11 protein-coding genes are annotated in these 11,263 nt (G+C 64.4%); 10 read left to right on the top strand and 1 reads right to left on the bottom strand.

Translation table 11 applies throughout. The annotated features are described in order from the left end of the window. The first annotated feature begins 222 nt into the window (after window positions 1-222). The 8 genes from K3F49_RS10540 (at window position 223) to K3F49_RS10505 (ending at window position 8,461) form a co-directional block, all read left to right on the top strand. Complete coding sequence (locus K3F49_RS10540) at window positions 223-1,680, top strand: 6-hydroxynicotinate reductase (RefSeq protein ID WP_234681416.1); 1,458 nt, start codon at window positions 223-225, stop codon at window positions 1,678-1,680. Continuing rightward, window positions 1,677-2,573: a UPF0280 family protein gene (locus K3F49_RS10535; RefSeq protein WP_234680858.1), complete on the top strand. Its 897-nt coding sequence runs from the start codon at window positions 1,677-1,679 to the stop codon at window positions 2,571-2,573. Before K3F49_RS10540 ends, K3F49_RS10535 begins: the two co-directional genes overlap by 4 nt. Window positions 2,574-2,588: 15 nt before the next feature. Continuing rightward, entirely contained in the window at window positions 2,589-3,173 is a 585-nt protein-coding gene (locus K3F49_RS10530; RefSeq protein ID WP_008137397.1) for an amino acid synthesis family protein, read from the top strand. Between the two features lie 78 nt (window positions 3,174-3,251). After that, window positions 3,252-4,454 (top strand): ABC transporter substrate-binding protein, encoded by a 1,203-nt coding sequence (locus tag K3F49_RS10525; protein ID WP_234680857.1) that lies wholly within the window; start codon window positions 3,252-3,254, stop codon window positions 4,452-4,454. Window positions 4,455-4,601: 147 nt separating this feature from the next. After that, on the top strand, window positions 4,602-6,491 hold the full coding sequence (locus K3F49_RS10520) for an ABC transporter permease (protein ID WP_234680856.1): 1,890 nt from the start codon (window positions 4,602-4,604) through the stop codon (window positions 6,489-6,491). Next, the gene (locus tag K3F49_RS10515) at window positions 6,488-7,279 is read left to right on the top strand and encodes an ABC transporter ATP-binding protein (RefSeq protein WP_234680855.1); all 792 of its coding nucleotides are present in this window, start codon (window positions 6,488-6,490) and stop codon (window positions 7,277-7,279) included. Before K3F49_RS10520 ends, K3F49_RS10515 begins: the two co-directional genes overlap by 4 nt. Then, window positions 7,276-7,980 carry an ABC transporter ATP-binding protein gene (locus K3F49_RS10510; protein WP_234680854.1) on the top strand — a complete coding sequence of 235 codons (705 nt, stop codon included), beginning with the start codon at window positions 7,276-7,278 and terminating at the stop codon, window positions 7,978-7,980. Before K3F49_RS10515 ends, K3F49_RS10510 begins: the two co-directional genes overlap by 4 nt. A gap of 25 nt (window positions 7,981-8,005) precedes the next feature. Continuing rightward, the gene (locus tag K3F49_RS10505; RefSeq protein WP_234680853.1) at window positions 8,006-8,461 is read left to right on the top strand and encodes a MarR family winged helix-turn-helix transcriptional regulator; all 456 of its coding nucleotides are present in this window, start codon (window positions 8,006-8,008) and stop codon (window positions 8,459-8,461) included. A gap of 156 nt (window positions 8,462-8,617) precedes the next feature. Here the strand turns inward: K3F49_RS10505 and K3F49_RS10500 are convergent, their stop codons facing one another. Further along, entirely contained in the window at window positions 8,618-9,814 is a 1,197-nt protein-coding gene (locus K3F49_RS10500) for an amidohydrolase family protein (RefSeq protein WP_234680852.1), read from the bottom strand. 156 nt (window positions 9,815-9,970) lie between these two features. On the opposite strand from K3F49_RS10500, the gene K3F49_RS10495 reads away from it, so the two are divergent. Beyond that, window positions 9,971-10,744: a ferredoxin--NADP reductase gene (locus tag K3F49_RS10495; RefSeq protein WP_234680851.1), complete on the top strand. Its 774-nt coding sequence runs from the start codon at window positions 9,971-9,973 to the stop codon at window positions 10,742-10,744. A 106-nt stretch (window positions 10,745-10,850) separates the two neighbouring features. Then, window positions 10,851-11,177: a hypothetical protein gene (locus tag K3F49_RS10490; RefSeq protein WP_234680850.1), complete on the top strand. Its 327-nt coding sequence runs from the start codon at window positions 10,851-10,853 to the stop codon at window positions 11,175-11,177. The last annotated feature ends 86 nt before the right edge of the window (window positions 11,178-11,263 follow it).

Below are 11,263 nucleotides of genomic sequence, written 5' to 3'. Positions count from 1 at the left end.
CACTTGAAATCTACGACGCGACGATACCGTTTGTACACAAACGTGCAAGCGGTCATGCCGCAGTGCAGCGCAACTGCCCGCTTTGTGGACAAAGCCGGGAGGCAAATGAGGTTTTATTCGGCAGGCGCGCCTTTTCGCGCGCGGCGCCGCTTGACAGCTATCGGGACCGCGCGCACCATCGTTCGTATACGAATGATAACCGCAATGTCTGCTGGCTTTGACATGGTGATGGAAACGACGAGCGCTGCCATCGACAAGATCCGCTGCGATGCCTGTCCGGTGATGTGCTACATCAAGCCGGGCGCGGCGGGCGCTTGCGATCGTTACGCGAACCACGACGGCAAGCTCGTCCGCGTCGATCCGCACATCATTCTCGAACGCACGGTGTCGCAGGGTGGCAAGCTCGTGCCGTTCAGCCGAACCGAAGACTGGGACGGCAAGATCGTCCACGAGCCCTCGACCTTCGTCACCGCGATCGGTGCGGGTACGACTTATCCGGATTACAAGCCGGCGCCGTTCATCGTCTCCTCCGAGGTCGATGGCGTCGACATGGTGACCGTGGTCACCGAAGGCATCTTCTCCTACTGCGGCATCAAGGTGAAGATCGACACCGACCGCTATCTCGGCCCGGAAACCGCGACCGTGCGCGCGCAGGGCGAGGCGGTTGGCCACGTCACCACCAGCGAATACGGCTCGCAGATGCTGTCGCTCGGCGGCGTGCATCATCTGACCGGCGGCTCCAAGAAGGAGGGCCGCGTCACCTGCGACACGCTGATGGATCTCGCCAATTGTAAGGCGGTGGAGCTCACCATCGACGGCGGCGCGAGTGTGGTGGTGCAGGCCGGCCAGCCCCCGATCGTCAATGGCGTGAAAGAAGAGCGCATGCGCGTCGGCTGCGGCTCGGCGACGATCGGCATGTTCGCCAAGCAATGGCACGGCAAGGTCGACGAGGTCGTCGTGGTCGACGACCACATCACCGGCGTGCTCAGCGAGCACCAGGCCGGCAAACTGCTCGACATCGCCGACACCGGCATCAAGATGAAGGGTCGGCGCTCGACGCCAGGCCGCTATTTCCAGGTCGCCGATCCCGGCACGGGGTGGGGTGGCACTGACATCTCCGATCCGCTGGCCATCCTCGGGCCGTTCGATACCAAGGAGGCCAGGCCCGGCCTCTCGATGCTGATGGTCTCCACCACCGGCGAGCATTCGTCCTATTACGTGCTCGACGAGGCCTTGAAGCCGGTCGAGACCGAAATGCCGGCCGACCTGAAATTCTCGGTCGAGCGCATCCAGGAAAATTGCGAGCCGGCACTGTGCACGGTGCTGTTCATGGCCGGCGCAGGCGGTTCGTTGCGTGCGGGCGTTACCGACAATCCGGTGCGGCTGACGCGTTCGGTGAAGGATGCGCTGACGCGCGTCACCAGCGGCGGCGCTGCCGTCTATGTCTGGCCGGGCGGCGGCATCACCTACATGGTGGACGTGACGCAGATGCCTGCCGGTGCGTTCGGCTATGTGCCGACGCCGGCGCTGGTGGCGCCGATCGAATTCACGATGAGACTCACTGACTATGCCGCGCTCGGCGGACATATGGACTATGTGAAGCCGCTGTCCGAGGTCAGGGGCGGCGATGATATCCGTCAGTTGCCCTGGCAGAACTCGATCCCGGGACCGCGGCAATGACACGGCTCCCGCAAATCGCATTGCTGTCTGATGGCCGGCGGCTGCATTTGCAGGATGGACCGATTGACCTGATCATTGAGGCGAGGGGACGCGAGCATGAGGTGCGCGCGGCCTATGAGGCCGCAGCGCGCCGATTCACCGGGCTGCTCGACGAGCTCTGTGCGGAACTTGGGGAATTGCGGACGGCCGCCGAGAAGCTGACTTCGATGAAGGGCGCGGTCGCGCGCCGGATGCACGCCGCTGTGGCGCCTTATGCCGCCGCTGGTTTCATCACGCCAATGGCCGCCGTCGCCGGCAGCGTGGCGGAGGAGATTCTCGGCGCGATGCTGAATGCTGCGTCGCTCGATCGGGTCTACGTCAACAATGGCGGCGATATCGCGCTGCATCTCGGACGGGGCGAGCATTTTTCGGTGGGGCTGATGGATCGGCCGGACCGCGACGGCGTGATGCACGCCATGCGGGTCAATGCTGATGATCCCGTGCGCGGCATCGCGACCAGCGGACGCCATGGCCGCAGCTTTTCGCTCGGCATTGCGGATGCGGTGACCGTGCTGGCTGCGACGGCATCGCAGGCCGACGCGGCGGCGACGATCATCGCTAATGCCGTCGATCTGCCCGGGCATCCCGCCATCATCCGGCAACCCGCAAACGAGCTGCAGCCCGACAGCGATCTCGGTGCGCGTCTCGTCACCCGCGCGGTCGGTGAATTGTCGCAGAATGAGATCGCCAATGCGCTGGAATCTGGCGCGGAATGTGCACGGCAATTACTTGATCGCCGACTGATCGAGGGTGCCGTGCTGCGGCTTTGTGGTGATATGCTTGTCATCGGAACCAGGGATATAGAAGAGCAACGACCGCGCCCGCTTGTGCTGGAGAATGCGGTTCATGCCTGAACAGGGAAGCGAAACATGAGCGCGATCATCCGCAAGATCGTCACCGTCGTCGAAGAGACGCAGATGGAGATGGGCCGCCAGGTCTCGCCGCCAACCCGGCGCGCTGCCGCGATCGCCGTGATCGAAAATCCTTTTGCCGGAAAATATGTCGAGGACCTGTCGCCGCTGATCGCGATCGGCGAGGAACTCGGTGAACTCCTGTCGAAGCGCGCGGTCGCCGCACTCGGCATCGATGGTGCGAAGGCGCAGAGCTACGGCAAGGCCGCGGCCGTCGGCGAGAATGGCGAGCTGGAGCACGCCGCCGCGATTCTCCATCCCAAGATGGGCGCGCCGGTGCGCAAAGTCCTGACCAAGGGCGCGGCGCTGATTCCGTCGTCGAAGAAGCGCAGCGGCCCCGGCACGACGCTCGACATTCCGCTCGGCCACAAGGATGCGGCCTTCGTGCGCAGTCATTTCGACGGCATGGAAGTGCAGATCAACGACGCGCCGCGCGCCAACGAGATCATGGTCGCGGTCGCCGTCACCGACAGCGGCCGTCCGCTGCCGCGCGTCGGCGGGCTGACGGTTGCGGAGATCAAGGGCGAAGACGGTTTGAAATAAGGGACGGTTCGGAGAGGCGGGCACAGCTTCTCCGGCATGATCGTGGTCGAGAGACAGAGTTCAAAACTGGAGGTTGGGATGCGAGCAAGAAGCTATTTTGTCGGCGCGGCCTTTGCGCTTCTGGCGGGCGGCATCGGCCATTCGGCCGTGGCTGAGGACATCAAGATCGGCGAGATCAACAGCTACTCGCTGCTGCCGTCCTTCACCGAGCCCTATCGCAAGGGCTGGCAGCTCGCGGTCGAAGAGATCAACGCGGCCGGCGGTATCAACGGCAAGAAGCTCGTCGTCATCTCCAAGGACGACGGCGGCAAGCCGGCGGATGCGCAGACGGCAGCCAACGAGCTCGTCTCCAGCGAGGGCGTCGCGATGCTGACGGGCACGTTCCTGTCCAACATCGGCCTCGCCGTCAGCGACTTCGCCAACCAGAAGAAGGTGTTCTTCCTCGCGGCCGAGCCGCTGACGGACGCGGTGACCTGGGCAAAGGGCAACAAGTACACCTTCCGCCTGCGTCCCTCCAACTACATGCAGGCCGCAATGCTGGTGGAAGCCGCCAGCAAGCTGCCGGCCAAGCGCTGGGCGACAATTGCGCCGAATTATGAATACGGCCAGTCGGCGGTCGCGGTGTTCAAGAAGCTGATGTCGGAGAAGCGCCCCGACATCCAGTGGGTCGACGAGCAGTGGCCGCCGCAGGGCAAGATCGATGCGGGCCCGGTGGTGCAGGCGGTGGCGCAGGCCAATCCGGAAGCCATCCTCAACGTCACCTTCGGCCCCGACCTCGTCAAGCTCGTGCGCGAAGGCAATACCCGCGGCCTGTTCAAGGGACGCGAGGTCGTGTCGTTCCTGACCGGCGAGCCCGAATATCTCGATCCGCTCAAGGACGAGACGCCCGAAGGCTGGATCGTCACCGGCTATCCCTGGTATTCGCTCAAGACGCCCGAGCATGACGCGTTCCTGAAGGCCTATCAGGCCAAGTACAACGACTATCCGCGCCTCGGCTCGATCGTCGGCTACCAGACCATCAAGGCGGCTGCCGCCATCCTGGCCAAGGCCGGCTCGACCGATACCGACAAGATGATCGCAGCCGCTGAAGGTCTCTCGATGCCGTCTCCGTTTGGCGAGATCACGTTCCGCAAGATCGACCACCAGTCGACCCTCGGTGCCTTCGTCGGCAAGACCGCGCAGAAGGACGGCAAGGGCGTGATGGTCGACTTCGCCTACAAGAAGGGCTCGGACTATCTGCCGAGCGATGCCGAAGTCGAGAAGCTGCGGCCGAAAGACTGATGTAAGAGACCCGGGCCTTCATGGTTCGAGACGCGCGGCGTCGCCGCGCTCCTCACCATGAGGGTCCAGACCTCATCCTGAGGAGGCGCGCAGCGCCGTCTCGAAGGATGACGCCAAGGATTGAGACTTAACTAACCCGGACCGCCGATGGCCTTTTACGTCGTACAGTTTCTGACCGGTCTCGCCAGCGCAGCGTCGCTGTTCCTGGTGGCCTCGGGCCTGTCGATCATCTTTGGCGTGACGCGGATCGTGAATTTCGCGCACGGCGCCTTCTACATGATCGGCGCCTACATCGCCTTCACGCTGACGGAGCGATTCTCCGGCGCGTTCGGCTTCTGGGGCGGCGTCGTTGTCGCCGCGCTTGCGGTGGCGCTGATCGGCGTGCTTGTCGAGATGGTGCTGCTCCGGCGCATCTATCACGCGCCCGAACTGTTCCAGCTGCTCGGTACCTTTGGCTTGACCCTGATGGTCGAGGATCTTGTGGTGCTGATCTGGGGACCCGACGATCTCGTCGGCCGCCGCGCGCCGGGCTTCAAGGGCGCGGTCGATTTCTTCGGCCAGAACATCCCGAGCTATGATCTGTTCCTGATCGCGCTGGGCCCGGTCGTGCTCGGCATACTCTGGCTGCTGTTCCAGCGCACGCGCTGGGGCGTGCTGGTGCGCGCGGCGACGCAGGATCGCGACATGGTCGCAGCGCTCGGCGTCAATCAGAAATGGCTGTTCACCTCCGTATTCGCGGTCGGCGTCTTCCTCGCGGCGCTTGGCGGCGCGCTCCAGATCCCGCGCGATGCCGTGCATCACGCGATGGATTTACGCATCATCGTCGAGGTCTTCGTCGTGGTCGTGATCGGCGGCCTTGGCAGCATCGTCGGCGCGTTCGTCGCGGCCGTGCTGGTGTCCGAGCTGAATGCCTTCGGCATCCTTATCTTCCCGAAGATCTCGATCATCCTGGTCTTCCTGGTGATGGCGGTGGTGCTGATCGTCCGTCCGTGGGGCCTGTTCGGCAAGCCGGAGGCGGCCGCGCGCAAGACGCCGGGCCTCACCGTCAATCCCTGGCGGCCGCTGACATCGAACGAACGCTTGGCGGCGCTCGCAGCCCTCGTCATCGCGGCGATGCTGCCGCTGTTCGCCGGCAATTACGCGCTGACCGTCGGCTCGGAGATCGCGATCTTCGTGATCTTCGCCGTCAGCCTGCACTTCCTGATGTCGGTCGGCGGGCTCGCGTCGTTCGGTCATGCCGCTTATTTCGGCCTCGGCGCCTATGGCGTTGCCTTCCTCGCCAAGATGGCGGGGCTGCCGATGATCGTCTGCCTTTTGCTCGGACCGCTGCTCGGCTGCATGGGGGCCGCCGTGTTCGGCTTCTTCGCCGTGCAGCTCTCCGGCGTCTACTTCGCGATGCTGACGCTCGCCTTCGCGCAGATCGTGTGGTCGATCGCGTTTCAGTGGGTGAGCGTCACCGGCGGCGACAACGGAGTCCTGGGCGTCTGGCCCGCGAGCTGGGCGGCGAGCCCGTCGCATTTCTACTGGCTGGCACTCGGTGTTGCGGCGCTCGTGACGGTCGCGCTGCGGGTCATGGTGTTCTCGCCATTCGGCTACGCGCTCCGTGCCACCCGAGACTCGCTGCTGCGCAGCGAGGCGGTGGGCATCAACGCCAAGCGGATCCAGTGGACCGCCTTCGTGATCGCGGGAACGACGGCCGGCATTGGCGGCGCGCTGTTCGCTTACCTCAAGGGCAGCGTCTTCCCGGATAATCTCGGCATCTCGCTCTCGGTCGATGCACTGGTCATGGTGCTGCTCGGTGGCGTCGAGACGGTGTCGGGCGGGGTGATCGGCGCGATCGTCTACAAGGCGCTGAACATCTGGCTGGTGAGCCAGACCGATCTGTCAAAGCTCGTGCTCGGCGGCTTCATCGTGCTGATCGTCGTCGTCTTCCCCAAGGGCATCGTCGGCATGCTGGAGATGCTGGCGCAGCGCCACAGGAAGTCTTCGCCGCCGGGATCTTCCCTGCTGGCCAAGCCGATCGAGTCTGCCGAATGAGCGTCGCACCCCCACTTCTCGCGGTCGAAGGCCTGACCAAATCCTACGGTGGCATCCACGCCGTGCGCGGCGTCTCGTTCTCGCTGCGCGCCGGCGAGATTTTGGCGCTGATCGGTCCGAATGGCGCCGGCAAGAGCACCTGCTTTGACATGCTTAACGGCCAGAACAAGCCTGATACCGGCCATGTTCGCCTGCTTGGCGAGGAGACCACCGGCAAGAAGCCGCGCGAGATATGGCGGCTCGGCGTCGGACGCACCTTCCAGATCACCGCGACCTTCGCCACCATGACCGTGCGCGAGAACGTCCAGGTCGCGCTGATCTCGCACGGCAAGCAATTGTTCAATCTCTGGGGCTCGGCGCCGAATGTCGACCGCGGCGAGGCAGGCCGGCTGCTCGAGCTCGTCGGCATGGGCGGCTACGCCGATCGCCCCTGCGGCGAGCTTGCCTATGGTGACCTCAAGCGGCTCGAGCTTGCCGTCGCGCTCGCCAATGATCCGAAGCTTCTGCTGATGGACGAGCCGACCGCCGGCATGGCGCCGCGCGAGCGCGTTGAGCTGATGCGGCTCACCGCGCAAATCGCACGAGAGAAGTCGATTGGCGTGCTTTTCACCGAGCACGATATGGACGTCGTGTTCGAGCATGCCGACCGCATCATCGTGTTGAATCGGGGAGCGCTGATCGCCGAGGGCTCGCCGGCCGAGGTCCGCGGCAATCCGCAGGTGCAGGCGATCTATCTCGGTGAAGGCCTGCTTTACGAGGCCGGGCATCGCGAGGGAACCTCGGCATGAAGCTCACGGTGCAGGACCTCAACAGCCATTACGGCCCGGCGCATATCCTGTTCGACATCGGCTTCGAGGTCGGCGAGGGCGAGGTGGTGGCGCTGCTCGGGCGCAACGGCGCCGGCAAGTCGACGACATTTCGCTCGATCGTCGGCCTCGTCGCGCAACGGACCGGCCGCATCATGTTCGAGGGCAAGGACGTCTCCGCACGCCCGACGCATGAGATCGTACGCGAGGGCCTCGGCTATGTGCCGGAAGAGCGGCGCATCTTCACCGATCTGACGGTGGAAGAGAATCTCGAAGTCGGCCGCCAGCCGAAGCGTCCGAACGCGCCATACTGGACCCGCGAAAAGTTGTTCTCGCTGTTTCCGAATCTCGGCGAGATGAAGGGGCGTCCGGGCGGCCGCATGAGCGGCGGCGAGCAGCAGATGCTGACGATCGCGCGCACGCTGATGGGCAACCCGTCACTGGTGCTGCTGGACGAGCCCTCGGAAGGCCTGTCGCCCAAAATCGTGGAGCAGATGGTCGATGCCATCCTGACCATGAAGAAGGAGGGCGTCAGTATCGTCGTCTCCGAGCAGAATTTGCACTTTGCGCGGCTGATTTCCGATCGCGCCTACATCATCGAGCGTGGCCGCATCTGCTTCGGCGGGACCATGGCCGAGCTCGACGCGCGTCCGGATATCCGCGACGCGCATCTGTCGTTGTGAGAGCAAAGAGAAGGGCAGCGAGCGGATGGCGAGAAGTGTCACGGCGAAGAAGAGCGTGAAGCAGGGCAAGCCGCCTTACGTGCTCGACGAGCAGGTCGGCTTCATCCTGCGTCAGGTCTGGCAGCGCCACAGCTCGATCTTCTCGCGCGATATCGGCACCAATCTGACGCCGACGCAGTGGGCGGCGGTCTCGAAGCTCGCCGAGACCGGGCCCTGCTCGCAGAACCAGCTCGGACGTCTCACGGCAATGGATGTCGCGACCATCAAGGGCGTGATCGACCGCCTGACGGCACGTGGCTTGACCGAGACCAGCCAGGATCCCGAGGACGGACGGCGCCTCTTGGTGAGCCTGACGCGTGCCGGTCAGCAGCTTGCGGAAAAGCTCGCGCCGAATGCGATTGCGATCACCCGCGAGACGCTGGCGCCGCTCGACGCGAAAGAGCGCGAGCTGCTGATGGCGTTGTTGAACAAGCTGCGGTGAACTACAATCCATCACCGTCACCCTGAGGTGGCCGCCTCTTCAGCGGCCCTCGAAGGGCGACGGCCCGGCTGCATCTCGGCCGTGCATCCTTCGAGGCTCGCCTTGCTTCGCAAGACGAGCACCTCAGGATGACGGGTTTGGCTCTTGCGCCGGCGACTACTTCGCCACTACTTCCGGCACCCGGCCGGCCGGCGGCGTGTTGCGGCTGCGCTGGGTGCGCACGATGCCGTCGATGATGGTCATGCCGATGCCGGGGAGGTCGCCGAGCTGGACGCTCTCCAGGATGGTCTTGCCGGGCGAATGCTGCGCCTTGTCCATGATGACGAAATCGGCGGAGCGGCCGAGCTCGATCAGGCCGCAGTCGAGCTGACGCATCCGCGCGGTGTTGCCGGTGGCCAGGCAGAACGCGATCTCGGCCGGCAGATCGCCGAGCGAGGATAGCATCGAGACCATGCGCAGAATGCCGAGCGGCTGCACGCCGGAGCCGGCGGGAGCGTCGGTGCCGAGGATGACGCGATGCAGGTCGCCCATCTCGCGCGCGATGCGCAGCGTGAACAGGGCCGAGCGCTCATTGCCGTTGTGCACGAGCTCGAGGCCGCGCTTGCAGCCCTCGCAGATGCAACGGATCTGATCGTCCGGGAGCGCGGTGTGGCCGCCGTTGATATGGCCGACCACATCGGTGTCGGCCTCCAGCACCACGTCCTTGTCGATCAGGCCGGAGCCGGGGATCGAGGGGCCGCCGGTGTGGATGGTGCTCTGGATGCCGTATTTGCGGGCCCAGCCGACCATCTTGCGGGCTGTCGGGCCGTCCTTGACGCCGCCAAGACCGACTTCGCCGAGCAGCTTGACGCCGGCCGCGGCCAGCTCCTTGAAATCCTCCTCGACCATCTCGCATTCGATCACGGGCGCACCGGCGTGAACCTTCACGCCGCCGGGACGCAAATTCCAGAAGGCGCGCTGGGCGAAGATGGCCATCGCTTTCAGCCCGACGACATCGCGCGGGCGGCCGGGCATGTGAACCTCGCCGGCGGAAATCATCGTGGTGACGCCGCCATGGAGGTTGCTGTCGATCCAGCCGATCTGGTTCTGCCGCGGCGTCCAGTCGCCGGCCACAGGGTGGACGTGGCTGTCGATCAGGCCCGGCGCCACCGTGGTGCCGTTGGCTTCGACGATCGTGGTGGCATCTTCCGTGTTGACGTCCTTGAAGCGGCCGATCGCGGTGATCTTGCCGTTCTCGGCGACGATGGTGTCTCCGTCCAGGATCGGCTTTTCCATCGCGCCGGACAGGATCAGGCCAATATTGCGGATCACGAGCTTCGAGGGTCCGGCGGCCTGGGGTGCGTCATGCGCCATGGAAGGGGTCCTTATTCCTAACTGCAACGCTTTCGATCTTGGGCAGCCTTGACCGCGGGATCAAGCAGGATTATTCATTAGTATACGAATGATCGTGTACAAACGACGCATAGCTGCCCGCCTCGAGACCGCATAGACGCGACACGGATAGGTGAGATGAGCAATTTCAATCAGGAAAGCGTTTTGAGCGTCCACCACTGGACCGACACGCTGTTCTCCTTCAAGACCACCCGCAGCCCGACCTTCCGTTTTCGCAACGGCGAGTTCACCATGATCGGGCTCAAGGTCGGCGAGAAGCCGCTGCTGCGGGCCTACAGCGTCGCGAGCGCCAATTACGAGGACACCCTCGAATTCTTCTCGATCAAGGTGCCGGACGGCCCGCTGACCTCGCGGCTCCAGCATCTGAAGCAAGGCGACGAGATCATCGTCAGCCGCAAGGCTACCGGCACACTCGTCATCGACAATCTGGAAGACGGCCGCAACCTCTACCTCATCGGCACCGGCACGGGGCTGGCGCCGTTCCTGAGCGTGATCAAGGACCCCGAGACCTACGAGCGGTTCGAGAAGGTCGTGCTGCTGCACGGCTGCCGGCATGTGAAGGAACTCGCCTATGGCGAGATGATCACCGAGCACCTGCCGAAGGACGAGATGCTCGGCGAGTACATCCAGAACCAGCTGATCTACTACCCGACCGTGACCCGCGATCCCTTCCGCAACCGCGGCCGCATCACCGACCTCATCACCTCGGGCAAGCTGTTCGCGGATATCGGTCTGCCGGCGATCGAGGCGGCCCATGACCGTGTCATGATCTGCGGCAGCCCGGCGCTGGTAGCTGATACCCGCGTGCTCCTGGGCGAGCGCGGTTTTGTCGAAGGCAACCACGGCGAACCGGCCCAGTTCGTAGTCGAAAAGGCGTTTGCCGAGCGCTAAGCCGGGAATACCCGCACAATAACACCGTATTTTCGCCTTCGGCCGGGCGTTGCCCTGCCGATTCGGCGCTTGATACACTGTGGGAACGAATCAGCGGAGTTCCCACATGGTTGCGGACAGCGACAGCAACATCGCCTGGCACCGGGTTCAGTTGAAGAAGAACCGCGCCGAGTTGAAGGCGCTCGAGACCGCGCGCTTCACGATGGGCGAGATCGCGTCCTCGAAGCGCGAGGGCCAGACCCAGAAGACGATTGCGGACCTCAAGCGCAAGATCTTGCAGTCCGAGCGTGCGATCGCCGACCACGACAAGCGCACGCGCCGTCCGCTCGGCACCGATGTGCAAAGCCTGAGCAATGGCAGCTGGAGCCATTGGGATGCCTATACCAACCAGCAGCAGCGCAAGGCCGGTCCGCGCTCGCCGGGGCGTGGTTAGCCCCGTTGCGTGAAGCCTGGTTCCAGCCCTTGCGCCCACGGCGCCGCACACCATCTGGTTGAGGCGCCACCAACCAGTTCGGTGAT

This window comes from Bradyrhizobium monzae, from assembly GCF_021458635.1.
Lineage (GTDB): Bacteria > Pseudomonadota > Alphaproteobacteria > Rhizobiales > Xanthobacteraceae > Bradyrhizobium.
The sequence above is the reverse complement of the archived record's forward strand: the minus strand, read 5'-3'. Positions and strand labels throughout refer to the sequence as shown.

What these genes read in the sequence shown, in the direction of transcription:
- K3F49_RS10540 (WP_234681416.1), top strand. Translation starts at nt 223, where the DNA reads ATGGTGATGGAAACGACGAGCGCTGCCATCGACAAGATCCGCTGCGAT.
- K3F49_RS10535 (WP_234680858.1), top strand. Translation starts at nt 1,677, where the DNA reads ATGACACGGCTCCCGCAAATCGCATTGCTGTCTGATGGCCGGCGGCTG.
- K3F49_RS10530 (WP_008137397.1), top strand. Translation starts at nt 2,589, where the DNA reads ATGAGCGCGATCATCCGCAAGATCGTCACCGTCGTCGAAGAGACGCAG.
- K3F49_RS10525 (WP_234680857.1), top strand. Translation starts at nt 3,252, where the DNA reads ATGCGAGCAAGAAGCTATTTTGTCGGCGCGGCCTTTGCGCTTCTGGCG.
- K3F49_RS10520 (WP_234680856.1), top strand. Translation starts at nt 4,602, where the DNA reads ATGGCCTTTTACGTCGTACAGTTTCTGACCGGTCTCGCCAGCGCAGCG.
- K3F49_RS10515 (WP_234680855.1), top strand. Translation starts at nt 6,488, where the DNA reads ATGAGCGTCGCACCCCCACTTCTCGCGGTCGAAGGCCTGACCAAATCC.
- K3F49_RS10510 (WP_234680854.1), top strand. Translation starts at nt 7,276, where the DNA reads ATGAAGCTCACGGTGCAGGACCTCAACAGCCATTACGGCCCGGCGCAT.
- K3F49_RS10505 (WP_234680853.1), top strand. Translation starts at nt 8,006, where the DNA reads ATGGCGAGAAGTGTCACGGCGAAGAAGAGCGTGAAGCAGGGCAAGCCG.
- K3F49_RS10500 (WP_234680852.1), bottom strand. Translation starts at nt 9,814, where the DNA reads ATGGCGCATGACGCACCCCAGGCCGCCGGACCCTCGAAGCTCGTGATC.
- K3F49_RS10495 (WP_234680851.1), top strand. Translation starts at nt 9,971, where the DNA reads ATGAGCAATTTCAATCAGGAAAGCGTTTTGAGCGTCCACCACTGGACC.
- K3F49_RS10490 (WP_234680850.1), top strand. Translation starts at nt 10,851, where the DNA reads ATGGTTGCGGACAGCGACAGCAACATCGCCTGGCACCGGGTTCAGTTG.